This window comes from Streptosporangium vulgare (assembly GCF_042428775.1).
Lineage (GTDB): Bacteria > Actinomycetota > Actinomycetes > Streptosporangiales > Streptosporangiaceae > Streptosporangium > Streptosporangium vulgare.
This window is the reverse complement of sequence record NZ_JBHMBS010000040.1, coordinates 1-24,367: the sequence shown is the minus strand read 5'-3', so window position 1 is coordinate 24,367 and position 24,367 is coordinate 1. Positions and strand designations below refer to the sequence as shown.

The following is a 24,367-nucleotide window of genomic DNA, read 5'->3' as shown; positions in this document are numbered from 1 at the left end:
CCCGGTTTGTTCGCCCGGTTGTTCCCCCCGCCCGGCGAGAGGTCAGACGGGCAGGCCGAGCTCGCCGGAGCGGTAGTGGCGGCGGCACAGCACCTGGTAGCGGATCGGGTCGGCGCCCGTGTCACCGATGACGACCTGCTCGCCGGTACGGACCATCCTGCCGCCGACGACCCGGGCGTTCAGGCGTCCGGGACGCCCGCACCAGCACAGGACCTCGACCTGCAGGCGGCTGATCTCGTCGGCCAGCTCGAACAGCCGCTGGGCGGCGGGGAACATCTGCGAGCGGAAGTCCGAGGCCAGGCCGAAGGCGTAGACGTCGATACCGAAACCGTCGGTGAGATCGGCGAGCTGCTCGATCTGGGCGACCGTGTAGAAGCACGCCTCGTCGCAGATGACGTAGTCGATGGGCTCGTGCGCGCGGACCAGGGCCACCAGGTCGAGGTCGTCGACGACCTCGACGGCCTCACTGCCCAGGCCGATCCGGCTGGTGACCTGCGGGGTGCCCGAGCGGTCGTGCTTGGTGAGCACCAGGCCGCGCCTGCCCTGGCGGCCGTGGTTGTAGTTCATCTGCAGGGCAAGGGTGGACTTGCCGCAGTCCATCGGGCCGAAGTAGAAGCGCAGCACTCCGTCCCGGGAACCGGTGGGAACGGCGGAGAGGGCAGACAATTCGGTCACGGGGGGCCAGCCTAGTACTCCGGCCGTGTTCCGCGATCTCCACCCCTGGTGATCGGGTCCGTCGCCCTCACCTGCATGTCGGGGCGTACGGGATCGCCCGCCGCGCCCTCCGTGTCCGGCGGGGTCGCTCTCGGAGGCGCCGATGGGAGCCGACGAAAACCGATGGGAGCCGACGCGAACCGATGGGAACGGGTGAGAGCCGACGTGAACCGGCGGGAAAAGGCTGAAATGGGCAGGATCAGGCTGAATTAGATATGAAACGGCGTGAACGACACGAACCGGGAAGAGGGCCGCGCCCGATGAACGGCGGGCGCGGCCCCTTCGCCGGTGGCTCGGCTCAGAGCTCGCCGCTCTCGATCGCCGCCTTGAGGCCCGCCTGCGTCGCCTGGTGGGAGGAGACGCCGTTCGTCACGGTGAAGTCGATGAGCAGGACGCTCGCCTCGAAGGTGAGATGCTCGGTGACGTGCGTCCGTCCGTCGCCCAGGTCCTCGAAGACGATCTTCTGGTGCGTGACGACGTTCGGCAGCGTCCAGGAGTCGGTCTCGTAGTAGAACTCGTCGCGGTGGATGCGCTGCTGCGCGTGCGTGTTGGAGGTGACGGGCAGGCCGGCGACCGGGATGTCCTCCACGGCCGTGAAGTCGACGTAGCGCGTCCCGGCGTCGGTCCGGTCCGCGTGGGTGACGACCCGCTTCAGGAACGAGTGCATGCCGAGGTGGTTGTTGATGTTCGAGTAGGCGTCGAACACGTGCTCCACCGGTGCGTTGATATCGATGGAGATGTCGCGCTTGACCTGGCTTCGTCCTGTTATCGGGAGGGGGGCGGTCAGGCACTCGTAGAACCGGTAGGTGTCCCACGCGATCTGCCACCGGGCGGCGAGCACGGGGTCGGTGTCGGCCCGGGCGGGGGCCGAGAACACGCTGAGGAGGAGGGCGGCGGCGGACAGCGGCGCTACGAGGAGCCGGAGGAGCTTTGTCACGGATACCTCTGAAAAAACAGATGAGAGTAGTGAATGTCCTCTATCTCATCTGGGTCCTGTTTTGCCGTGCCGATCCTGGATTGTGATCTTCATGTTTCGTGGACGGCCCGCCCTCGTGTGTCCGCGCGAAAGATAACGATCTACAACTGGTAGTGAGCTGTGGGGGATATGAGGGCGGTTGGGTATGAGATGCCCTGGTAGAAGGGGGTGATCTCCGGTTGACAAGCCATGACATGGCCTGACTTGGCTTGGTGGCGAGAACCGTGGGAGATTTCTTTTGGTACACCGAAAAGTGGGAGAACCTGTGACGACCACCAACAACTCCGCTCCACCCCTCGGCAAGACTCCGGCCGTCGTGACCCCCGGTCCCTCCGGCACGGAGGCCACGGAGATGCCCACGGCGCTCGCGGCGATGATGACCGAGGACGAGGCCGTCGCCGCCCAGGCCGAGGCGGCTCGCTGGCGGTACGGGTTCTACGTCGTCGTCATGGGGCTCGTGGTCATCCTGATCGGCTTCGTGGTGATCGCGCTGCGCGAGGGCGACACGGCCGCGCCGTTCGCCGGGCTCGTCGGGGTCTCGGGCGCGGTCATCGGCGCCTACTTCGGCGTGCAGGTCGGCCAGTCCGGCAAGGACCGGGTCGAGGCCGAACTGCGCCGGACGAACGAGATGGCCATCCGTCTCGCCGCCAAGATCCACGCGCACGACGCCGACGCGGTGATCAACACCACCATGGGTCCCCGCCGCCGCTAGGGTCCGCCCCGCCGGCCCTCCCCGCCGCCTTCAGGGTCCGGCTCTCGCCGTTCCCCGCCCTCCGCCGCCCCGGTCGTGACCGAGGCGGCGGGATCGTTTCCGGCGGGGTCGTTTCCCAGCCGTTTCCCGGCCGTTTCCCGCCAACACTGCCCAAGGACCGGGCACAGCTTCGGCAGGGTCCGCCGATTTGCGGACTCGCCGGAACTGGGTAGACACGGGGGCATGCGCAGCGTCCGTATCGGGGTCGACACCGGAGGCACGTTCACCGACGTGGTCGCGGTGGACGAACAGACCGGTGAGATCACCACGACCAAGACTCCCTCCACCCCCGCCAACCCGGCCGACGGGTTCATGGAGGGGGTGCGGAAGGTCCTGCGCAAGGCGGCCGGAGCGGAGGACGCGGACGGTGCGGCCGACGTGGGCATGGACGCCGTGTCGGCCGTCGTGCACGGCACCACGGTCGCCACGAACCAGCTCCTCGAAGACCGCATCGCCGACCTGGGCTTCGTCACCACCGAGGGCTTCGAGTTCATCCTGGAGATCGCCCGCCAGAGCGTGCCGGACGGCTACGGCAACTCCTACTTCTGGGTGAAACCGCCCCGCATCGTCCCGGTACACCGGATCAGGACCGTCGGCGGGCGCCTGGACCACACCGGGGCCGAGGTGCGGCCGTTCGACGAGGAGCAGGCCGTCGCGGCGGCCCGGTGGTTCCGCGACCGCGGCGTCACCGCGATCGGCGTCTGCTTCCTGCACTCGTACGCCAACCCCGCCCACGAGCTGCGCATGCGGGAGGTCCTCGAACGGGAGCACCCGGACGCCGTCGTCTCGATCTCGTGCGACGTGCTGCGCGAGTACCGCGAGTACGAGCGGTCGGTCACCACCCTGGTCGACGCCGCGGTCAAACCGACCATGCGCCGCTACATCGCCAACCTGGCCGAACGCCTGGAGGCGGCGAGCCGCGCGCAGGACGCGGCCGGACCGGCGTACGAGGGGGGCTCGGGCGGCCGGGCGTACCGGGAGAGCGTCGCGGGCGCGGAGCCGTCCGCGCCGGACGGCACGCCGGACGTCGCGCGGGCGGCGCGGGGGAGCGGCATGCCGTTCTCCGTGATGAAGAGCAACGGCGGCGTGCTGTCCGCGGCCGAGGTCGTGCACCAGCCGATCACCACCGTGCTCTCGGGACCGGCCGCGGGCGCGCTCGGCGCCGCGCTGATCGCCGCCACCGCCGGGCACCCCTCGGTGATCACCCTGGACGGCGGCGGCACCTCGACCGACGTCGCGGTGGTCGTCGACGGGGAGCCGTCCCTGACCACCGAGGGCAGCATCGGCCGCTACCCCTGCAAGATCCCGATGATCGACATCGTGACCGTCGGCGCGGGCGGCGGCTCCGTCGCGTGGATCTCCCCCGAGGGCACGCCGAAGGTCGGGCCCCGATCGGCCGGGGCCGACCCCGGCCCGCTCTGCTACGGCCGGGGCGGCACCGAGGTCACCGTCACCGACGCGCACGTCTTCCTCGGCCGGGTCCCCCCGCACCTGCTCGGCGGGGAGATCCCGCTCGACGCCGACGCCGCCCGCGAGGGGATCGAGGCGCTCGCGGGCAAGATCGGGCTGTCCCCGGAACGGACCGCGGCGGGCATCCTGGAGATCAGCGCGTTCAACCAGTCGAACGCCATCCGCCAGATCACCGTCAAACGCGGCCTGGACGTGCGCGACTTCCCAATGGTCGCCTTCGGCGGCTCGGGACCGCTGCTGGTCTGCCGCCTGATCGACATCCTCGGCCTGCCGTCGGTGATCGTCCCGCCCGACCCGGGCAACGTCTCGGCCTTCGGGCTGCTCACCGTGGACGTCAAGAACGACTACGTCCGCACCTTCGTCACCCGCGACCTCTCCCTGGAGACCGCCGGGGAGATCTTCGGTGACCTGGAGGGACAGGCCGCCGCGGCCCTGGACCGCGAGGGCTTCGCCACCGGCGCGCACGTCTACGCGCGCAGCGCCGACCTGCGCTACTACGGCCAGGCCTACGAGGTCAGGGTGCCCGCGCCGTCCGGCCCGCTGGACGAGGACTGGCGGGCCGAGGTGCTGGACCGCTTCCACACCGAGCACCACAAGCTCTACGGGTACGGCTACCGCGACGACCCCCGGCACGGCGTCGAGTGGGTCAACCTCCGCGTCTCCGGCATCGGCCCGATCACCCGGCCCGCCATCGGGCGCAGGCCCCACGGCGACCCGAGCCCCGAGCCGGTCGCCTCCCGCGACGTCTTCTACGACGAGTGGGGCGCCGCCCCCATCCACCACCGTCCCGGCCTGGCCGCCGGAGCGACGATCACCGGTCCGGCGGTCATCGAGGAGTACGGCTCCACGCTGCCGCTCCACCCCGGCTTCACCGCGACCGTGGACGAGTTCGGAAACCTGGAGGTACGCCGTGGGTGACGCGCGGCGACCGGCGAGCATGGAGCGGGCGAGGGGCGGGGGGCGACCGGTGAGCGCGTCACGGGCCAGGCACGGTGAACGGAGCGGGCGAGGAGCGGTGAGCGACCGATGAGCACGGAGCGAGCCCGGCGTGACGAGCGACCGGCGACCACGGACGGGCGGCCGGTGAACGGGGCCGACCCGGTGCTGGTGGAGATCGTCGAGGGAACGCTCGCGTCGGTGGAGATGGAGGTGGAGACGGCCATCGCCCGTACCGCCCGCTCACCCATGATCCGCGACGCGCACGACTTCCGCGCCGGCATCCATGACGTACGGCTGCGCAAACTGACCGGCAGGTCCTACTCGGCGCTGGTCCAGCCGATCGTGAGGGACTTCCCGATCGCCGAGATGAGGCCCGGCGACGTGTTCTTCCACAACGACGTCTACCTGTCCGAGGGCGGCATCGGGCACCTGCCCGACCTGTGCGTGACGGTCCCGGTCTTCCACGACGGGCAGGTCGTCGCTTTCGTACAGGCGTTCGGACACCACGACGACATCGGCGGGGCGGTACCGGGCTCCATGCCGAGCAACGCGCGCAGCGTGTTCGAGGAGGGGCTGATGGTCCCGCCAATCAAGCTGTGGGACGAGGGCGTGCCCAACCGGGCGGCACTCACGATCATGACGCGCAACTCCCGGATGCCCGACTCCCTCGCCGGGGACCTGGACGCCGAGTGCTCGGCCTGCCTGATGGGCGCGCGGCGGCTGGGAGAGCTGTTCGACCGGTACGGGCGCGAGGCGGTCGAGGCGTGCTTCGACGCGATCATCTCCAACACCACCGAGACGTTCCGCAGGGAACTGCTGGCCAAGATCCCCGAGGGCACGCACGTGTGGGAGGACTACGCCGAGCACGACGGCGTCGACGAGCCCCGCCTGCACACCCAGCGGATGACCCTCACCGTCGACCACTCCGCCGAGGTGCCGCTCGTCATCGACTTCACCGGCACCTCCCCGCAGGCCAAGGGGCCGATCAACCACGCGGGCGACTACGCCGACGGGGTGTTCCTGAAGAAGTGGCTGGCGCCGATCCTGCGCAACCTGGCCGACACCCCCGAGCGGATGGCCGAACTCGACGTCAACGAGGGGGTCGTCCCCCTCATCGAGATGCGGTTCCCCGAGAAGGGCACCCTGCTCACCCCGATCTTCCCCGCCCCCACCAACGCCCGCACGTTCGTGATCCTGCGCCTGCTGGGCGTGCTGGCCGGGGTGCTGGCCAAGGCGACCGGCGGCCGGATGCCCGCCGACCAGGAGACCATCCGCTACACCGGCGTCTACGGCGACGGCCTCGACGGCACCCCGTACCTGATGCGGGAGGTCCTCGGCGGCGGCTCCGGCGGCCGGTGGTACGCCGACGGAGAGGACACCATCCACGTGGTGCCCGACTCGCGCAACATCCCGGTCGAGTTCGCCGAGTCCCGCTGGCCGTTCCGGGTCGAGCGGCTCGGCCTGGCCCGCGACTCCGGCGGCCCCGGCCTCTACCGGGGCGGCCTCGGCTACGACAAGCACCTGCGGATGCTCCGCGACGCCTCGTTCATGTCCATCGCCGACCGCTCGATCCTGTCGTGCTGGGGCGTGAACGGGGGCCGCGCCGGGCGGCCCTTCGTCGTGGAGATCGAAGGCAGGGAGATGGAGGGCCTGGTGGACGACTCGCCGGTCCGGGCCGGTGAGATCATCCGGGTGCGGACGACGGGCGGAGGCGGCTGGGGCTCCCCGCTGGACCGCGACCCCGCCCTGGTGGCCGCCGACGTCCGCGACGGCAAGGTCTCCGCCGACGGCGCCCGCGACGACTACGGGGTCGTCCTGTACGGCGACCCCGACGATCTCCAGGTGGACACCGAGGCCACCGAGACCCGCCGGGCCGGCCTCCGCGCCCTCCTCCCGGCCGATCCGGCGGGGAGCCCCTTCTTCGACCGAGGTCCGGGCTTCCCCACCCTGTCGGGGGGCCTGCCGTACGCGGAGGTAGATCTCATCTGACGCTCATGTGACGGCTCGCGGGGCGCTCATGTGACGGCTGGGGCGCCCGCGGGGCGCTCGTACGGCGGCTCACCTCCGGCGGCGGAGGGCGCGGGAGGCGGGTTCTTCCGCGCGGGCGCGACGATCGCCGCCTTCGCCGTGATCGTGTTCCTGGAGGCCGGGCACAGGCGGGCATCGGCGCGCGAGGAGCGGTCGGGCGGCGGGTGATCGTGGCCGGTTCCGGGTTCCGGACGGGTGGGCTCGTGTGTTGGTCCAGAGAGGTGCTAGCCTGAACGTAGTTGCGGTTGTGGTACCCATGAAACTTTGTGTGCACCTGACGGATAACCCTTCAGGTGCATTTTGTTTTCCCGGTCATCTCCGGATGGGCTCATCGCGGCGACGCGAGATCCACGCGGTGTGGATCTCGGCTCTGCCCCCTATCGAAGGAGAATGATCATGGCGACTGGAACCGTTAAGTGGTTCAACGCTGAAAAGGGCTTCGGCTTCATCGAGCAGGACGGCGGCGGCGCCGACGTCTTCGCTCACTACTCCAACATCGCCGCCCAGGGCTACCGTGAGCTGCAGGAGGGCCAGAAGGTCTCCTTCGACGTCACGCAGGGCCAGAAGGGCCCGCAGGCGGAGAACATCGTTCCCGCCTAGTAGCAGGCGTATCACGGGCCAGGGCCCGCACCTCCAAGGTGCGGGCCCTGGCTCGTTTCGCGTCCCCGTCCGTACGCCGGGATCCACGGGGTGCCGGGGGCGGGAACCCCGCTAGAACGCCCCATCGAGCCGGAGCTGCCGCTGGACGAGGCGTATTTCGCACGGACGTCTCACGGATGCGTGAGGAACGCGCGCCGCGGCCCCATCCCCGCCATCCCCGCCATCCCCGCTAGTCTCCGGCCATCACGGTGAAGGTGAACCCGGCGTTCGTCGAACGGCGCAGTGGAATGTCGCACTTGATCCGGCGCAGCACCTCGTTCCTGCTGAGGCCGAGCCCGTGTGCGATGAGCCGCTCCGGGCGCACCGGTACCGGATCCTCGAAGACGACCTCCACCTGGACCGGCCACGCCTCGTCGAGCCGTGCCGACGGGGTGTCCAGGCGCCAGGCCCTCTTCCAGTCAAGGGTGAAGCGGTTGCGCCGGGCGAGCAGCGGATCCAGCAGCCTGGACGCCACCAGTCCCGGATCGTTGGTGTGATAGCCGTCGAGCTCTGCCGGATCGAGGGATCCGACCGGCGCTCGCTCATGCACGGTGATCTTGCTCGTCCGGTCGCAGGACACGCATCGGACCAGCAGCCACACATCCAGCAGATTGCCGTTGGCGTTGACGCGGAACCTGCCCGCGCCGGTGGTGGCCGACTCCGACCGGCAGTTCACGCACCGCGACGACAGCAGAGGCAGCCTGGTCCGGCGAACGACCCAGGGCAGCACGATATGAGGTTGTGAAGACATGATCTCTCTAGACCTGACACGAGGCCGATTGCGCGCGGCCTCAAACGCCGTATGACCGGGCGCGCACGGGCAGCCCGGCAGAGCCGACGGAAGGGTCGGCTTGAAGGTGAGCGGAAGAAGGTGTCAGATCTGAAGAGCAGGCGGGGTCACGCGGTTTTGTCCTCTGTCCTCACTGCGACGGGGCCGCAGGCAATCTACGGGACGAGGAAGGAGGGCTCAAACGGTTTTCCGGCGGCGGTGTCCGGGGTGAGGGGCGGTGAGGACGGCGACGCGGACGGCGACGGGGGCGGGACAGACGAACACGCCCCGGGACGGCGGGGAGCGCCCGCCGCCTGACGCGACGGCGCTCCCCGGCGTCCCTTGTGTCCCTGGTTTCCCAGTGCCCCCTGGTTTCCCTGGTTCCCCTGGTTCCCCGTCAAGAACCGGTGGGAATGGTCCGCGCATCCGCCTCGGCCGGGACGACGGAGGTGGTCGTGCCGTTCAGGGTGAGCCTGAGCGTCGGGGCGATGGTGCCGCCGAAGCCGGCCCGTGCCTGCGCGGCCTCCGCGTGCCGGAGGTTCACGCCCCGGTGGGGGCGGTAGTTGGCGAAGCTGACCACCTGGAGGTCCGGCAGCACGAGCCAGGCGTAGGCCTGGTCGGGTGCGGGGGAGGGGTTCTGGAGCACGAGCCCCGATCCGTTGAGCGGCTGGTAGGGGCCGGTCAGGCTGGGCGCGGCGAAGCCGTACAGGCCGGTGGGCGCGCGGCCGGCCGGGTGGAAGGTGTGGCGCTGGGTGCAGAAGAAGAGGTAGTACCAGGAGTCGTGGACGATGACGTGCGGTCGTTCGAGCTCGTGGTTGACGCCTTCGGCGACGAGGAGGGGCGGGAGCAGGGACCAGGCGTCGCCTCGCGGCTCGGCGAGGGCGATCGCGCCGGTGAAGCCGCCCTCCCAGGCGGTGGACGCGGCGACGAGGAGACGGTCGCGCCCGTCGGCCGGGTCGCGGAACCAGCCGGGGTCGCGGAAGGCCCTGATGCCGCCCGGTGATCCGTCGGTCTCGTCGGCCGGCAGGTACATCCGGCCGTCGGAGCACAGGACCTCCCGATGCTCGGCGTCGTGTCGCAGCAGGATCCGGCCGTGGTCGGCGACGAGGAGGGGGCGGGTCTCGACGACGCTCTGCCGGTAGGTCGGGCGTGGCTCGCCGCGCCGTCCGGCGGCCGTGTAGAAGACCGACACGGTGCCGTCGGGCCGGCGGACCGCCGACCCCGACCATTCGCGGCTGCCGGGTGAGGCGCCGTCGGCGAAGGCGTCGCCCAGGTCCCTCCACTCCTCGCCGTTCTTGCCGAGCAGGCGGATCCGGGCCTGGTCGTGGCGCTCCTCGGGGTGGCCGAGGGCGGGCGCCGACAGGGCCATCCACAGCTCGTGTCCGCCGGCCACGCTCGTCGAGCCGTCCTCCTCCTGGATCGGCCACAGGTCCCACAGGTCGTGGTCGGGCAGGATCCGAGGCACGGCCGTGGGGTCGATGACGGGCGCGGTGGTCAGGTCGCTCTCGGCGAGCAGATCGAGGTGCCGGCGGGTCCAGTACGCCGGTCGGCCCCCGCTCACGCGACACCCTGCCGGCGGAGGTGGCTCTCGGCCCGTCCCGCGAGCGTGCCGGATCGGCTCGCCGCTCCCCGTGCGGTGCCTGACTGTCCTCCTGAGAGCATGGGTGATCTCTTCTTTCACTCGTTGGGTGTGATGTGAGCGGTCGCGGGGCCCGGTGGTCAGGCGAGGGCGAGACGGCGCACGCCGAGCTCGACGGCCCCGGTGATTCCGGAGTGGTCGCCGAGCGAGGGGCCGACCACGTACCCGTCCATGGCGGCGGGGTCGGTCAGCTCCGGTATCGCCGGATAACCGGCGGCGAGGTCGAGCGCGCGCGCCCGGATCCGGGCCATGAGCCCGGGGTGCTTGGCGACGCCGCCGCCGATGACGATCCGCTCGGGCGACAGCGTGTAGGTCAGGTTCATGACGGCGTGGGCGAGGTATTCGGCCTCGAGCTCCCAGGCCCCCGGGTCGTCCAGCTCCTCGGCACGCCGCCCCCACCGCCGGCGCATCGCCTCGCCGGAGGCGAGCCCTTCGAGGCAGTCGCCGTGGAAGGGGCAGCTGCCCGCGAACGGGTCCCGGGTCCGGTCGTGCGGGACGCGGATGTGGCCGAACTCCGGATGCAGGAGACCGTGCAGCAGCCGCCCGTTCGCCACGGCTCCCACGCCGATGCCGGTGCCCACGGTCATGTAGGCGAGCGTTTCCAGCCCTCGTCCGGCTCCGCGCCGCCACTCTCCCAGCGCGGCGGCGTTGACGTCGGTGTCCAGGCCGACGGGGACGCGCAGCGCGGAGCGCAGCGGGGAGACGACGTCGGTGTGGGCCCAGCCGGGCTTGGGCGTGGCCGTGATGTGGCCGTACGCCGGTGAGCCCGTTCGCAGGTCGAGGGGGCCGAAGCTGCCCACGCCGATCGCGGTGAGCGTCCGGTGCTCCTGGAAGAAGCGCACCGCGCCCGCGATGGTCGTCCGCGGGGTGGTGGTCGGTATCACGGTGGTCGCGATGATCCGCCCCTCGGCGTCGGCGACCGCGCACACCCACTTCGTCCCGCCCGCCTCGATCCCGCCGTAGAGCGGCGGCGTCGCGCTCATCGCCGTCACCCCTTCAGGGAGCCCTGGAGCAGGGCCTTGACGAAGTGACGCTGGAAGATGAGGAAGATCACGAGCGTGGGTGTCAGGATCAGCAGCGATCCGGCGCACAGCAGCGGGATGTCGGTGCCCCACTGGCCCTGGAAGGCGCCCAGGGCGCCGGACATGGTGCGCTGGGTGGGGTCGTCGACCAGGACGATGGCGAGCAGGAACTGGTTCCAGGTCCACAGGAACAGCAGGATGCCCAGGGACGAGATCGCCGGCATGGCCAGGGGGACGTGGATGCGCCGGAACAGCTGCCACACGTTGGCGCCGTCCATCCGCGCGCTCTCCGACAGCTCGGCGGGCATGTTGACGAAGTGGGCGCGCATCCAGAAGACGCTGAACGGCATGAACAGGCCGATGAGCGGCAGGATGATGGCCCAGCGCGTGTTCAGCAGCCCCATGTCGCGGATCTGGTAGTACAGCGGGGTGATGATGCCCTCGAAGGGGAGGGTGAGGCCGAGCACGAACAGCAGGAAGAAGACGCGGCCGCCGATCACGCGCAGGTGGCCGATGGCGAAGCCGGCCATCGTGCCCAGCAGGACGGAGATCGGGACCACGCCCAGCACGATGAGGGCGCTCGACTTCAGCAACTCGCCCATGTTCGCGGCCTGGAAGGCCCGCAGGAAGTTGCCCCACTGCGGGTCGTCGGGCCAGGCCAGTCCTGCCGGGTAGGTGCCCGAGGGGTGCAGGGCGGTGACGAACAGGCTGAGGAACGGCAGGAGCGTGACCGCCATCATGAGGATGAGCAGCAGCCGGCCGGTCCAGGCCTCCCGTCCCGCGGTGATCATCGGTTGCCGTCCTTGGTGAACCACTGGATGGGAAGGGCGCAGGCGATCACCAGGAGCATGAGCACCACGGCCAGGGCCGAGGCCATGCCCACCTCGCGCTCGGAGAAGGCCAGGTAGAAGATCTGCAGGCCGGGGACCATGGTCGTGTTGCCGGGGCCGCCCTGGGTGGAGATGTAGATGATGTCGAAGCTGGCCAGGGCGGCGATGACGGTCAGGGTGACGCAGACCGCGATCTCCTGGCGCAGGCTGGGGACCGTGATGGAGACGAACTCCCGCCACGCGCCGGCGCCGTCGAGCCGGGCCGCCTCGTACAGTGCCGGGTCGATCTTGCTCATTCCCGCCAGGAGCAGCAGCGTGCACAGGCCGAGCAGGACCCACGCGCCGATCATGCCGACCGCCGGCAGGGCGGTGGCGAAGTCGCCCAGCCAGGCCCGGGTCACCTCGCCGAGGCCGACGAGCGTGAGCAGCTGGTTCACCACTCCGGTGGAGGCCAGCAGCCAGCTCCACGCGATTCCGGCGGCCACCAGCGGGATGACCTGCGGCAGGAAGAGCACGGTCCGCGCCACGAGGGCGAGCCTGGTCTCGGCGATGCGCCGGATCGTCGCGGCGATCGCCAGGCCCAGCACGACCGGGATCGCGCTGAAGAACACGATCAGCTTGAAGGCGTTGACGAGCGAGTCGGACAGGTCGGGGTCGGTGAAGACCTCGCCGTAGTTGGCCAGTCCCACCCAGGTGGAGGCGCCGATGCCGTTCCACTCGTACAGCGAGTACTGGAACGTCGAGGCGATCGGGCGCAGGACGAACACCGCGTAGAAGGCGAGCGCCGGGGCGACGAACAGCCAGCCGACCAAGCCGCGCGGGTCGCGCAGCCTGGTCGCGACCGGCCGCCGGTGCGCGGATCGGGCGCCGGCGGGGCGGGTCATCACCTGCCTCAGTTCCCTTCGGTCTGGTCGGCGTAGTCGGCCTGGACCTTCTTCAGCAGCTCCGGCGCCGTCTGCTGCCCGGCGACCAGCTTCTGCAGTTGCGGCGTCCAGCTCTTGGCGTAGATGGAGCCGGTGGCGTTGGCGATGAAGTCCATCGAGCCGTTGTCCTTGGCGAGGTCCGCCCCGGCCGTCAGGGTGCTCGCGGTGACCGTGTCGGACGCCACGTCCGGCATGTAGGCGTCGGCCGGTCCCATCGGCCGTGATCCGCCGACCTTGACGCCGATCTCGCGGGCCTGCTTGTCGGTGGCGACCCAGTCGAGGAAGAAGGCGGCGCAGTCGGCGTTCTTGGCGTTGGCGCCGATCCCGAAGGTGAGGGGCGCCGACATGGCGGCGAGCTTGCCGCCCTGCTGGGCCGGCGGCATCAGCAGGAAGCCGACGTCGCCCGGCATCTGCTTGTCGAGGTTGCCCGACTCCCAGTCGCCGTTGAACATGAACAGGCCCTGGCCGTCGATGAAGCGGCTCATCATGGTGGCGTAGTCGAGCGCGTTCGCGTCCTTCGGGAAATATCCCGCCTTGACCCACTTCTCCAGATGCTGGGTGGCCTGCAGGTTCGACGGGGTGTCGATGGTGGCGCCGGGCTTCTGGAAGATCCAGTCGTTGATGGGCCCGGTCGGGCCGTAGGAGGCCATGAGGTTCTGCAGCGGGAACGCCAGGCCGCCGGTGGCGCCGCCGTTGAACTGCAGGATGGGCGTGATGCCCGCGTCCTTGGCCTTGGCCAGGGCCTCGTCGAGCTCGGCCAGCGTGGTGGGCGGCGTGGACATCCCGATCCGGGCGGCGAGCTTCTTATTGTAGAAGACGCCGGTCACGCTGACGTTGAGCCCCAGGGCGTACAGCGAGCCCTCGCCGCGCGGCCGGCCGCCCGGCCCCAGGCGCAGCTGCTCAAGCTGGGAGGCCGGCCACTTGTCCCAGCCGAACGCCGCCGCGTAGCCGTCCAGGTTCTTCAGCAGGTCGTCCTTGACCAGCTCGGAGACCTGGGGCAGGCGCATCAGGTCGGGCGGGTTGTCCACCAGCACCCGCGGGGCGTTCTGCGTGATGACCGCGAACTGGTCCTCACGGATGTTCCAGGTGACGTTCGGGTGCTGCTTGGTGAACTCGGCGGTCAGCGCCTTGGGCAGCGGGAAGCCGGTCTCGAAGTAGCCGTTGAGCGTGACCGGCGCCGTGCCGCAGGTGGGCGCCGCGGACACCGGCGTGCTGCTGGCCTGGGGCTGCGGGTTGTTGGCGCCCGGAGCCGCACAGGCGGCGGCCAGCGTCCCCATGGCGATCACAAGCGCGGCTCCGGACCTGCCGGAGCGGACTCGACGAGCCATGTGCATCTCCTTTGCTGCCTGGGACCATCGGCACCCGGCTGACGTCCCAATCTTGTTGCTAAATCGGGTTAGCGCCCGATAGTCTCACCATGCGCGTCACGCGATGTCAACCCCCCGTAACACACTCTTGACGAACGGAGATTCTGGGTGAGCCCACGACGGGTCACGCTGGTCGACGTGGCCACGGCCGCCGGCGTCTCACGCACGACCGCCTCGCTCGTGCTGTCAGGCCGCGGCCGCGAGCTGCGCATCTCCCGGGACGTCGAGCAGCGCGTCCTGCGCGCCGCGGAGGAGTTGCAGTACCGGCCCAACATCGTCTCCGTGGGGCTGCGTACCGGCACCACCCGGACGATCGGCTTCGTCTCCGACACCGTCGCCACCTCACGGCTCGCCGGTGACATGATCAAGGGGGCGCTCGAGGCCGCCCGCGAGCGCGGCTTCATGCTGTTCATCGGTGAGACCGAGGGCGACGCCGAGCTCGAACGCCTCCTGCTGCAGGCCATGCACGACCGCCAGGTCGACGGGATCATCCTGGCCTCGATGTTCACCCGCACCATCAAGGTACCCAAGGCCGTCACGGCCGCGCCCGCCGTGCTGCTCAACGCGCTGCCCAAGCAGCCCACCCCCCTGCCCGCCGTCCTGCCCGACGAGGTCGAGGCCGGCCGCCGCGCGGCCCGGGTCCTGCTCGACGCCGGCCACCGCGAGGGCATCTACCTGATCGGCGCCGGTCCCGGCCTGCGCGACGTGCAACCGGAGGGCTTCGCGGCGGTGGAGCGGCTCGTCGGCATCCGTGAGGCGCTCGGCGAGGCGGGCGTCGAGGTGGCGGGCGCCCGCACCTGCTTCGACTGGCTCCCGGAGTACGGCCTCAGCGCGACGCAGGACCTCCTGCGGACCGTCCGGCCGCGTGCGCTGATCTGCTTCAACGACCGGATCGCGATGGGCGCCTACCAGGCGCTCGACGACTTCGGGCTCAAGGTGCCCTCGGACGTCTCCGTCGTCTCCTTCGACGATCACCCCATCGCCTCGTGGGTCCGGCCCAAGCTGACCACCGTGGCGCTGCCCCACTACGAGCTGGGCCGCAAGGCCGTGGACGTGCTGTTCACCGAGATCGAGCGCGACCGTGAGGACACCGAGCGGGTGGGCCAGGTGCACCGGGTCCCGATGCCCGTCCGCAGCCGCGAGTCGGTCGCGCCGTCACCCGGTGCGGAGCCCCTCGGCTGACCTCCTCGGCCGAACCCCCCGGCCGAACCCCCGGCTGAACTTCCCGGCCGGACTCCTCTGCCGGACTCCCCGGCCGAACGCCGCGCCTGGGGGAGCAGGTACGTGAGTGACCCGGGTTCCTCCCGGCCGGAGCCGCGAGGGAGATCGTGACGAACACGTCCTCTCGATCTCGCCCCCTCCCGTCCCGCTCGGTGATGGTATGGGAGATCATGGGGGTTCCCCCGTCCGGATGCCGTGCCGAGTGGTCTCATGGCGAACGGGCCGGGAGCGGGGGAACCCTCGCCGGCCGGGCCGGCCGCCACGCACCGGAGGTTGATCTTGCAGGGAGCACTCGGCGACATCGTCGTCCTCGATCTCTCTCGCGCGCTCGCGGGCCCGCACGCCGCGCAGATGCTCGGTGACCTGGGCGCCCGGGTGATCAAGGTGGAGCATCCCGCGGGGGGTGACGAGTCGCGGGGCTGGGGGCCGCCGTTCGTGGGCCCCGGCCATGACATCTCCACGTACTTCCTGGCGGCCAACCGCAACAAACAGTCGATCGCCGTCGACCTCAAGTCCGCCGAGGGCAGGTCGCTCGTCGAGCGCCTGGTGCGGCAGAGCGACGTGCTGGTGGAGAACTTCCGCACCGGCGTGATGGACCGGCTGGGCTTCTCCGTCGAGCGGCTGCACGAGCTCAACCCCCGCCTGGTCATCCTGTCGATCACCGGTTTCGGCCACGACGGCCCGGAGGGCGGCAGGCCCGGGTACGACCAGATCGCGCAGGGCGAGGCGGGGCTGATGAGCCTGACCGGCCCGTCGCCCGAGGAGCCGTACCGGGTGGGCGCCTCGGTCGCGGACCTGCTCGGCGGCATCCACGGCGCGTACGGGGTGGTCGCCGCGCTCTACGAGCGGGAGCGGACCGGGCGGGGCAAGGTCGTGCGGACCTCGCTGCTGGCCGCGGTGACCGGGGTGCACTCCTACCACGGCACGGCCTGGACGGTCGGCGGCCAGGTGTCCCGGGCGGGCGGCAACCACCACGCCTCCATCGCCCCGTACGGCGCCTTCCGCTGTGCCGACGGCATGATCCAGATCGCGGCGGCGAACGACGCGCAGTGGCGCAGGGTCGCCGCCCTGCTGGGGCTGGACGTAGACCCATATGTCGCTAAATATGCGAACAACAGGGAAAGATTTACGCATCGGGACGAGCTGATCGCCGACATGGAGCGGACGCTCACCAAGCACGACAGGGCGCACTGGCTCGCCGCGCTCGGCGAGGCCGGGGTGCCCGCCGGGGCCATCAGGTCCATCGACGAGGTCTACGCCTGGGACCAGACCCGTTCCCAGGGTCTGGTCGTCGAGGTGGACCACCCCGTGCTCGGCACCATCGAGCTGCCGGGACCGCCGCTCCGCTTCGACGGCGACCCGCCCGTGCGCCATACCGCCCCGCCCGCGCTCGGCGAGCACGGCGACGAGGTCCTCGCCTGGCTGGAGGCTCGCGAGCGATGACAGGCACACCCCCCTTCCACGGCCGGACGCCGTTCCGGGGAGCGCGGGCATGACCCCGGCGCGGCCCGACGCGCGCACGCTGATCGACACCTTCCTCGACCCGGGAACGTGGCGGTCGTGGGACGAGCCGCCCGCCGACCCCGCCGCGTCCGGTTCGGGGTACGCCGAGGAGCTGGCCGCGGCGCGGACCAAGACGGGATACGACGAGTCGGTGATCACCGGGGAGGGCCTGCTCGACGGGCGCCGGGTGGCGATCGTCGTGTGCGAGTTCTCCTTCCTGGCCGGTTCGATCGGGGTGGCCGCCGCCGAGCGGCTCACCGCCGCGGTCGAGCGGGCCACCGCCGAGCGGCTCCCGCTGCTCGCCGCCCCCGCCTCGGGCGGGACCCGGATGCAGGAGGGCGCGGTGGCCTTCGTCCAGATGGTGAAGATCACCGCTGCCGTGGCCGCGCACCGCGACGCGGGACTGCCGTACGTCGTCTACCTGCGTCATCCCACCACCGGTGGAGTCTTCGCCTCCTGGGGGTCGCTCGGGCACGTCACCGCCGCCGAGCCGGGCGCGCTGATCGGGTTCCTGGGGCCGAGGGTGTTCGAGTCGCTGCACGGCTACCCGTTCCCCGAGGGCGTCCAGGTCTCCGAGAACCTCTTCGCCCACGGCCTGGTCGACGCCGTCGTGTCGGCGGAGGACGCCCGGCGGGTCGCCATCCGGGCGCTCGCCGTGCTGTGCGCCCCCCGCCGGGACCTGGATCCGGGGCCCGAGCCGGACGAGCGGGTGCCGACGGTCCAGGCGTGGGACGCGATCAGCCGTTCCCGCCGCGACGACCGCCCGGGGGTGCGGGCGCTGCTCAAGCTGGGCGCCTCCGACGTCACCCCGCTCAACGGCACCGGCGTGGGCGAGAACGACCCCGGGCTCGTCCTCGCCCTGGCCAGGTTCGGCGAGGCTCCCGCGATCGTGCTCGGCCAGGACCGGCGGCACCAGCGGATCGACGCCCCGCTCGGCCCGGCCGGGCTCAGGGTCGCCAGGCGGGGCATGCGCCTCGCCTCGGAGCTGGGACTGCCGCTGGTCACCGTGATCGACACCGCCGGGGCCGCGCTGTCCAAGGCGGCCGAGGAGGGCGGCCTCGCGGCGGAGATCGCCCGTTCGGTGGCCGACCTGGTGATGCTCGACGCCCCGACCGTGTGCCTGCTGCTGGGGGAGGGGGCGGGCGGCGCCGCGCTCGCGCTGCTCCCCGCCGACCGGGTGCTGTGCGCCCAGCACGGCTGGCTGTCGCCGCTGTCTCCCGAGGGGGCCTCGGCGCTGCTGTACCGGAGCGTCGACTTCGCCCCGGAGATCGCCGCGGCGCAGGGGGTGAGGTCCACCGACCTGCGCAGGGACGGCCTCGTCGACCGGATCATCCCGGAGTTCCCCGACGCCGCCTACGAGCCGGAGGCGTTCTGCGCCCGGGTCGCGCGCACCCTGGAGCACGAGATCGCGGGACTGCTGGGCCAGGCTCCCGCCGACCGCCTCGCCGCGAGGCTGGCCCGTTACCGGAGGCTCGGCACCGGCTGAGGGACGCGGGCCCCCGCGGCCCGCCGGCGTCGTTCGCACGGACGCCGGACGCCTCCCCGGAGGTTGCCGGCGGTTGACCTCGACTTTGGTTGAGGTCTCATCCTGATGACCATGACCACACCGACCGAACCGGCCACGCCGGTTACGGCCGTCCGGAGGCCGGGGGCGCTACCAGAGTGCGGGCCGGTGCTCCGGCCTTCAGGCCGGGGGTGAAGGCCCGCGCGGGAGTGCCCGCTAGGGCGCGAGCGTGCCCTGACCTTCCTGGTCGTGCCGCTCGGCCCACCAGGTAGAGGAGACGAGCACGGCGCGTGGTCGCCCGTGTCGCTCCACGATCGTGGGTTCGCCGCTGAAGCGGGCGACGTCGAGGCGTCGCCCCAGGTGGTCGTGGTCACGGAGTTGTCGAATACTCGGGCGTTCCGCCATGAGCTCATGCAACCATGAGGGCCGTGCGGCTTCGTTACCGGTACCGGCTCTATCCGGACGCCGCTCAGCGCCAGGCGCTGGCGCGGGCGTTCGGGTGCGCGCGGGTGGTGTTCAACGACGGGTTGCGCGCCCGCACCGACGCCCACCGGGCGGGCCTGGCCTACCTGTCCGACGCGGAGTTGTCCCAGCGGCTGAGCGCCGCGAAGGCGACACCGCAGCGCGCATGGCTGGGCGAGGTGTCCAGCGTGGTTCTTCAGCAGGCTTTGGCCGATCTGAACACCGCGTACCGTAACTTCTTCGCTTCGATCACCGGTAAGCGCCAGGGGCCGAAGGTCGGCCCGCCCCGGTTCCGGTCGCGCAAGGACAACCGCCAGGCGATCCGCTTCACTCGCAACGCCCGGTTCGCGGTCACGGCGGGCGGGAGGTTGCGCCTGCCGAAGATCGGGGAGGTGGTGGTGCGCTGGTCGCGTTCGCTGCCCGCCGAGCCCTCGTCGGTGACGGTCATCAAGGACGCGGCCGGCCGGTACTTCGCCTCGTTCGCGGTCGAGACCACTGAGGAGCCGCTGCCCCAGGTCACCGCCGAGGTCGGCATCGACCTGGGCCTCACTCATTTCGCGGTCACCTCCGACGGCCGGAAGATCGACAACCCTCGCCTCCTGCGCCGGGCGGCCAAAAAGCTCCGCACGGCGCAAAAGGCCCTCAGCCGTAAGGTGAAGGGGTCGAACAACCGTGCCAAGGCCGTCGTCAAGGTCGCCCGCGCGCACGCCCGGGTGACCGACGCGCGCCGGGACTTCGCCCACAAGCTCTCCACGAGCATCATCCGCGAGAATCAAGCGGTGTATGTGGAGGACCTGTCGGTGAACGGCCTGGCCCGCACCCGGCTGGCCAGGTCGGTGCACGACGCGGGTTGGTCACAGTTCGTGAACCTGCTGGAGTACAAGGCGAAACGGTACGGCCGCACCTTCGCCAAGATCAACCGGTGGTTCCCGTCCTCGAAGATGTGCTCGCGGTGCGGCACCGTCGCCACCGCCATGGCGCTGGGCGTCCGGGAATGGGCCTGCCCGTGCGGCGCCGCCCATGACCGCGATGTCAACGCCGCACGCAACATCCTGGCCGAGGGCCGACGGACCGTCGCCGCTGGGCGGAAACCCGCCGCCGGGAGGCGGCGGGAGGCGGAGACGTCAAACGCCTGTGGAGGTGACGTAAGACCACCGCTTACGGTGGCGGACGCCGATGAAGCAGGAAGCCACAGAGGTGCCGCATGACGCGGCACGGACTGAATCCCCGGCCTTCAAGCCGGGGAGCGCGTCAAGGTTCGGCGCCCTCCGGGGCGAGCGGGACGGGCAGGCGCTCGATCCTGATGGAGAAGACCTCGTCGCGGGGGACGACGACCTCGTACGCCCCGTGGTCGACCATCCAGTAGCCCAGCGCCTCGGCCTTCATCCCGCTGTGACCGGTGTAGGCGATGTGCAGGCTCTCCTCGCCGTTCTCCTCGGAGACGTCGAGGACCAGGCACGGCTCCCCGCCGAACGCGCCGACCGTGCGAACCAGCACCAGCCAGTCGAGGTCCTCGCGGGCGACGACGAGCCGCCAGTAGCCCGAGGCCGCCTCGAAGCCCTTCTGGGCCTCCTCGTTGAACAGCACCACCTCGGAGCCGCCGGGGCCGAGGGCGGCGGCGTACGTACGGCCCAGGTAGCGGGCGGCGAACCCCGAGGCCACGGGCTCGATCTCGGCGCTCATGAGGCGGGCCGCCAGCTCAGGCCGTCGTAGAGGCCGAAGAGGCGCTCCTCGCCGGGGACCACGTGGATGATCTCGGCCCCCGCCGGGATCGGCATGGGCGTGGTGTGGAACTGCGGCACGACGTGCTCCCGCGAGGTGGTGAAGCCGTTTCCGGTGAAGGGGGGTGAATCGTTCCAGTCACCACCCATGTGCGGGCCGTACGGCACGACGTAGGCGTCCATGTCGCGGGCGAACCAGCGCATCAGGTAGATCTCCGGGACCGTCGCGGACAGCTCCGAACCCTCGAACCCAAGGTCGAGTCCGGCGAAGAGCTGCGCGGGGGTGGTCAGCCGCGCGCAGTCCTGAACCCGGTAGACGTACCCGGAGATCACGGTGCGTCTGCCGGCCAGATAGGGCACGAGCAGCCGAGGCGGTATGACCTTCTGCATCTGCGTTCTACGCCCAGGTGGCTCACTCACGGTCGGCATTTTACGATCCGCCGACCTGGAGCCGCCGGTGTTCCAGGCATGGCAGGGCATTCCGGGTGGCAATCGTGATCTGCGAGTCGATTTCGCACATCTGGACGGCGGCTGTAGGCCCCATATCGGTGCGTACTACCCCCATCGGATCGACCAGCATGCTCCGCCCGATCCCGAAGCCGTCGCGGGCCTCCGGGTTCGGTGCCTGGCCGACGGCCGCGACCCAGGTGGTGTTCTCGATCGCGCGGGCCTTGACGAGAGTGGTCCAGTGCTCCTCCTTCATCGGCCCGGAACCCCACGCGGCGATCACCGCGAACATCTCGGCCCCCAGGTCGACCAGCGCCCGGGTGAGCTCGGGGAAGCGGATGTCGTAGCAGGTGACCAGGCCCACCCGGATCCCGGCCAGCTCCACCACGACCGGGGTGTCGCCCGGCGCGACCAGCTCGGACTCGCGGGCGCCGAAGGAGTCGAACAGGTGGATCTTCCGGTAGGCCGCCTCGATCGCGCCCGAGGGGCCGATGGCGACCGCGGTGTTGTGGACCCGGCCCTCGCCGGGCTCGAACACGCCCGCGATCACCGACAGGCCGTGCTCCCGCGCCGCCGCGGCGAGCCCGGTGACGAACGGCCCGTCCAGCGGCTGGGCGAGGTCGGTGACGCGTTTGCCGTACCGGGTGAGGGCGGCCTCCGGGAATATCGCCAGCTCGGCGCCGCCCTCGGCGGCCTCGGCGAGGGCGGCGAGGGCACGGCTCAGGTTGGCGGAGGGGTCTTCGGCCACCGGGATCTGGCAGAGGGCGATGCGTGTCACGGGTGTGACCCTATCCGTCTGTTCGGCACTCGTTCCATCCACGTGAGGCTCCGCCACGCCCATTCCAGCGGTCCGTACCTGAACCTGGCGAGCCACGCCCGGCTGAACAGCACCTGGAGCACCAGGGTGACGACGGAGAGCGCCACACCGGCGAGCCGGGTCGTGTCCGCGACGAGCAGGGGGACGAAGAGCAGGATGATCGGGGTGCTCACCAGATAGTTCGTCAGCGCCATCCGGCCGAGCGGGGCCAGGACCGCCAGCAGTGGATCGCGCAGCCGGGTCCGCAGCAGGAGCAGCAGCCCGGTGCCGTACGCCGTGGCGGCGGCGAGCCCGGCGGCGGGGTAGACGGAGGCGTGGAAGAGGACGGGGTCCCTGGCGACGCGGACCCAGAGCCAGGTGAGCGTCACCCCCAGCACCGCGCTCGCCACGAACGCCGGTGGCAGCAGCCACCCGGGCGGCGGGCTCTCCATCAGCGCCATGCCCAGGAGGAACAGGCCGGGAACGAGGATGATCCCGCCGCCCTGGTACACCGCCCACGTGGTGAGGGCGACGCCCAGCACCACCACCGCGGGCCGGGGGAAGAACCAGGCGGGCAACAGGACCAACGCCCCGAAGATCGCGTACGGCAGGAGCACCTCGCCCGGGTTGAAGATCTGGTGGACCGCGCCGAGGATCGCGAGCACCGCCAGCCTGCGCAGCAGCACGGCCCAGGGGTGCCCGGTCCGCGCCGCCGCCGACCTCAGGAAGAGGACGAAGCTCAGCCCGAACAGGAACGAGAAGATCGGATAGAACCTGCTCTGCAGCAGGTTGTCGATCGCCCAGTCGACCGCGTTGCGATCGGACTCCCTCAGGTGCTCGCGCGTGTGCTGCCAGGTGTTGACCACCATGATCCCGCACACCGCGAGGCCGCGGAGCGCGTCGAGCGCGTGGAGCCGGGCCGCTCCGGCCGATCGGGCCGGATCGGCCGCTTGAGCCGGATCGGCCGGTTGGGCCGCTCCGATCGGCCGAGTCGGTCCGGTCGGTTGGGCCGCTCCGGTCGCCCCGGTCGGTCTGGTCGGATCGGCCGGATCCGTTGGATCGGTCGGCTGGGTCGGTCGGGTCACAGGAAATAGACGTACCACCCCATAATCACCTACGCATAGACGGCCCTGCCTCTTTACCGATGCCGGACGGCCGAAGCGGTGAGCCGTGTGCCGGGCGTTTACGTCCCTCCCCAGGTCTCCCAGGTCTCCCAGGTCTCCCGAGTCCCTCTGGGCCCCCGGGTCCCCTCGGGCCTCCGGTTCCGCCCGCGAGACCGGCACCGTCTTCCCGCGAAGGTCCGTCGCTCCCGTGAGGGCGGTCACCGCCCCTCGCGGGGGCGTCGCCGTTCCCCCGTGAGGGCGTCGTCGTCCCCGGGATGGGGGCCGCGCTCCTTCGCGGAGGTGTCGTCCGCAGAGAGGTCGTCCGCGGGGGTGTCGTCCTCCTCCGCGAGGGCCAGGTAGGCGGGGCGGAGCAGGTCCGGGATCGGGACGCGCCGCGCCGTGAGCGGAGGCGGTTCGAGGGCGCGCAGCAGCAGGTCGGGCGGACCGGTGGGCTGGCCGGTGGACGGCACCGCCCGGTCTCGCAGCCGGGCGAGGGAGGTGCCGGGCTCGTAGAAGTCCGTCAGCCGGTCGGCGAACGGCACGTCGGTCACGTCGAGCGGTCCCGGCCCTGCCGCGCCGTCCTCGGCCGCCGGGTCGCCGCCCGTCTGGCGGAGGGCGCCGAGCAGGGCGTCCCTCGCCATGCCCCGCCAGGCGAGGACCAGGAACGGGTCGTCGTCGAACGCCTCGGCCAGCACGTACAGCACGGCCGACAGGTGCTTGCAGGGGAAACCCCAGTCGGGACACGAGCAGTCCATGTCCAGGTCGCGCTGATCGGGGAAGAGCGGCAGCCCGCACTCGCGGAAGACGTCCTCGATCTGCGGTGGCATCTCCCCGGCGAGCAGCTTCGCGCGGTGGAGTGCCTGGGCGGCCAGCGCTCCGGTGAGCGTCCGCCACTGGCCGGTGTCGTAGGCCGTGATCGCGACGCCGACCCGGTAGGGGGTCTCTCTCGACCCCTGGACCCGCGCCGCGACCCGGCCGGGGCCGAGCTCCAGGTCGAGGACCTGGCCCGAGCGCGCGTACGCGCGCCCCCGGCGGAGCCTGCCGCTGTCGCAGACGCGTTCGAGGATGTCGATGAACCGCCGCGACCACCACCGCTCACCGATCGAGCCCCGCCTGCTGCGCACCCGCATGCCGCCCTCGACCCGGATCGGCCCCGAGGAGTCGAACCAGCCCTTCCCGCTCATCGGGCCACCCCCGCCACCGGTTCGCCGGAGGTCCGGTGAGGCACCTCTTCACGAGCGGTCCGGTGAGGCACGCCTTCATGGGCGGTTCGGTGAGGCGCGCGGCATCTGCCCGGATCGTGCCTGCCCGGCACGATCCGTCCGTCGATTCGCTCGGCGCTCCCCTCGCCGCTCCGTCTGCCGGTTCGCTCGGCGTTCCGTCTGCCGGTCCGCTCGGTGCCCGTGTTCACGAGACGACCTCCGTGTTCACGAGACGGCCTCCGAACCGAGCCGGAACAGCTCGCGCAGCTGGTCGGTGGACAGGTCGGTGATCCAGTCCTCGCCGGTGCCGACCACGCTCTGGGCGAGGGCCTTCTTGCGTT

General features: G+C 71.2%; 23 protein-coding genes. 9 read left to right on the top strand and 14 right to left on the bottom strand.

Annotated features, from left to right (window positions below; translation table 11 throughout):
• Positions 1 to 42: 42 nt before the first annotated feature.
• Together ACFFRH_RS40865 and ACFFRH_RS40860 are read right to left on the bottom strand one after the other, a co-directional pair.
• Positions 43 to 675, bottom strand: coding sequence for a thymidine kinase (locus ACFFRH_RS40865; protein WP_386163227.1), 633 nt, complete (start codon positions 673 to 675; stop codon positions 43 to 45).
• Positions 676 to 1,012: 337 nt separating this feature from the next.
• Entirely contained in the window at positions 1,013 to 1,651 is a 639-nt protein-coding gene (locus ACFFRH_RS40860; RefSeq protein WP_386163224.1) for an SRPBCC family protein, read from the bottom strand.
• A gap of 304 nt (positions 1,652 to 1,955) precedes the next feature.
• Here ACFFRH_RS40860 and ACFFRH_RS40855 point away from each other — a divergent pair, with 304 nt between their 5' ends.
• The 5 genes from ACFFRH_RS40855 to ACFFRH_RS40835 all read left to right on the top strand — a co-directional run bounded on the left by ACFFRH_RS40855 (position 1,956) and on the right by ACFFRH_RS40835 (position 7,478).
• Positions 1,956 to 2,402 (top strand): hypothetical protein, encoded by a 447-nt coding sequence (locus ACFFRH_RS40855; RefSeq protein ID WP_386163221.1) that lies wholly within the window; start codon positions 1,956 to 1,958, stop codon positions 2,400 to 2,402.
• 222 nt (positions 2,403 to 2,624) lie between these two features.
• Positions 2,625 to 4,829 (top strand): hydantoinase/oxoprolinase family protein, encoded by a 2,205-nt coding sequence (locus ACFFRH_RS40850; protein WP_386163218.1) that lies wholly within the window; start codon positions 2,625 to 2,627, stop codon positions 4,827 to 4,829.
• Positions 4,830 to 4,937: 108 nt separating this feature from the next.
• On the top strand, positions 4,938 to 6,839 hold the full coding sequence (locus tag ACFFRH_RS40845) for a hydantoinase B/oxoprolinase family protein (protein WP_386163215.1): 1,902 nt from the start codon (positions 4,938 to 4,940) through the stop codon (positions 6,837 to 6,839).
• Between the two features lie 30 nt (positions 6,840 to 6,869).
• On the top strand, positions 6,870 to 7,046 hold the full coding sequence (locus tag ACFFRH_RS40840; protein ID WP_386163212.1) for a hypothetical protein: 177 nt from the start codon (positions 6,870 to 6,872) through the stop codon (positions 7,044 to 7,046).
• 228 nt (positions 7,047 to 7,274) lie between these two features.
• Positions 7,275 to 7,478, top strand: a complete 204-nt coding sequence (locus tag ACFFRH_RS40835; RefSeq protein ID WP_049562746.1) for a cold-shock protein — start codon at positions 7,275 to 7,277, stop codon at positions 7,476 to 7,478.
• 229 nt (positions 7,479 to 7,707) lie between these two features.
• On the opposite strand, the gene ACFFRH_RS40830 is transcribed toward ACFFRH_RS40835, so the two are convergent.
• From ACFFRH_RS40830 to ACFFRH_RS40805, 6 genes are all read right to left on the bottom strand, one after another.
• Positions 7,708 to 8,247, bottom strand: coding sequence for a DUF1062 domain-containing protein (locus ACFFRH_RS40830; RefSeq protein ID WP_386163207.1), 540 nt, complete (start codon positions 8,245 to 8,247; stop codon positions 7,708 to 7,710).
• 436 nt (positions 8,248 to 8,683) lie between these two features.
• On the bottom strand, positions 8,684 to 9,847 hold the full coding sequence (locus ACFFRH_RS40825; RefSeq protein WP_386163204.1) for a glycoside hydrolase family 68 protein: 1,164 nt from the start codon (positions 9,845 to 9,847) through the stop codon (positions 8,684 to 8,686).
• 158 nt (positions 9,848 to 10,005) lie between these two features.
• Complete coding sequence (locus tag ACFFRH_RS40820) at positions 10,006 to 10,908, bottom strand: ROK family protein (protein WP_386163202.1); 903 nt, start codon at positions 10,906 to 10,908, stop codon at positions 10,006 to 10,008.
• Between the two features lie 5 nt (positions 10,909 to 10,913).
• Entirely contained in the window at positions 10,914 to 11,738 is an 825-nt protein-coding gene (locus ACFFRH_RS40815; protein WP_386163199.1) for a carbohydrate ABC transporter permease, read from the bottom strand.
• Entirely contained in the window at positions 11,735 to 12,661 is a 927-nt protein-coding gene (locus tag ACFFRH_RS40810) for a carbohydrate ABC transporter permease (RefSeq protein ID WP_386163196.1), read from the bottom strand. The genes ACFFRH_RS40815 and ACFFRH_RS40810 overlap by 4 nt, the downstream gene beginning before the upstream one ends.
• Before the next feature lie 8 nt (positions 12,662 to 12,669).
• Positions 12,670 to 14,028, bottom strand: a complete 1,359-nt coding sequence (locus tag ACFFRH_RS40805; protein WP_386163193.1) for an ABC transporter substrate-binding protein — start codon at positions 14,026 to 14,028, stop codon at positions 12,670 to 12,672.
• Between the two features lie 147 nt (positions 14,029 to 14,175).
• On the opposite strand from ACFFRH_RS40805, the gene ACFFRH_RS40800 reads away from it, so the two are divergent.
• From ACFFRH_RS40800 to ACFFRH_RS40790, 3 genes are all read left to right on the top strand, one after another.
• Entirely contained in the window at positions 14,176 to 15,249 is a 1,074-nt protein-coding gene (locus tag ACFFRH_RS40800; protein ID WP_386163190.1) for a LacI family DNA-binding transcriptional regulator, read from the top strand.
• Positions 15,250 to 15,567: 318 nt separating this feature from the next.
• Positions 15,568 to 16,731 carry a CaiB/BaiF CoA transferase family protein gene (locus ACFFRH_RS40795; RefSeq protein ID WP_386163188.1) on the top strand — a complete coding sequence of 388 codons (1,164 nt, stop codon included), beginning with the start codon at positions 15,568 to 15,570 and terminating at the stop codon, positions 16,729 to 16,731.
• A 49-nt stretch (positions 16,732 to 16,780) separates the two neighbouring features.
• A complete protein-coding gene (locus tag ACFFRH_RS40790) occupies positions 16,781 to 18,277 on the top strand; it encodes a carboxyl transferase domain-containing protein (RefSeq protein WP_386163185.1) in 1,497 nt (498 codons plus the stop codon).
• Positions 18,278 to 18,511: 234 nt separating this feature from the next.
• On the opposite strand, the gene ACFFRH_RS40785 is transcribed toward ACFFRH_RS40790, so the two are convergent.
• Entirely contained in the window at positions 18,512 to 18,700 is a 189-nt protein-coding gene (locus tag ACFFRH_RS40785) for a type II toxin-antitoxin system Phd/YefM family antitoxin (protein ID WP_344749109.1), read from the bottom strand.
• Between the two features lie 23 nt (positions 18,701 to 18,723).
• Between ACFFRH_RS40785 and ACFFRH_RS40780 the strand changes: the two genes are divergently transcribed.
• Entirely contained in the window at positions 18,724 to 19,965 is a 1,242-nt protein-coding gene (locus ACFFRH_RS40780; RefSeq protein WP_344749110.1) for an RNA-guided endonuclease InsQ/TnpB family protein, read from the top strand.
• Between the two features lie 43 nt (positions 19,966 to 20,008).
• Here the strand turns inward: ACFFRH_RS40780 and ACFFRH_RS40775 are convergent, their stop codons facing one another.
• The 5 genes from ACFFRH_RS40775 to ACFFRH_RS40755 all read right to left on the bottom strand — a co-directional run bounded on the left by ACFFRH_RS40775 (position 20,009) and on the right by ACFFRH_RS40755 (position 24,008).
• Positions 20,009 to 20,440, bottom strand: coding sequence for a hypothetical protein (locus tag ACFFRH_RS40775; protein WP_344749111.1), 432 nt, complete (start codon positions 20,438 to 20,440; stop codon positions 20,009 to 20,011).
• A complete protein-coding gene (locus ACFFRH_RS40770; RefSeq protein WP_362680827.1) occupies positions 20,437 to 20,898 on the bottom strand; it encodes a hypothetical protein in 462 nt (153 codons plus the stop codon). The genes ACFFRH_RS40775 and ACFFRH_RS40770 overlap by 4 nt, the downstream gene beginning before the upstream one ends.
• 10 nt (positions 20,899 to 20,908) lie before the next feature.
• The gene (locus ACFFRH_RS40765) at positions 20,909 to 21,703 is read right to left on the bottom strand and encodes a carbon-nitrogen hydrolase family protein (RefSeq protein ID WP_344749114.1); all 795 of its coding nucleotides are present in this window, start codon (positions 21,701 to 21,703) and stop codon (positions 20,909 to 20,911) included.
• The gene (locus ACFFRH_RS40760; protein WP_344749115.1) at positions 21,700 to 22,590 is read right to left on the bottom strand and encodes a DUF418 domain-containing protein; all 891 of its coding nucleotides are present in this window, start codon (positions 22,588 to 22,590) and stop codon (positions 21,700 to 21,702) included. The genes ACFFRH_RS40765 and ACFFRH_RS40760 overlap by 4 nt, the downstream gene beginning before the upstream one ends.
• Before the next feature lie 452 nt (positions 22,591 to 23,042).
• Positions 23,043 to 24,008 carry an SWIM zinc finger family protein gene (locus ACFFRH_RS40755; RefSeq protein WP_344749116.1) on the bottom strand — a complete coding sequence of 322 codons (966 nt, stop codon included), beginning with the start codon at positions 24,006 to 24,008 and terminating at the stop codon, positions 23,043 to 23,045.
• Between the last annotated feature and the right edge of the window lie 359 nt (positions 24,009 to 24,367).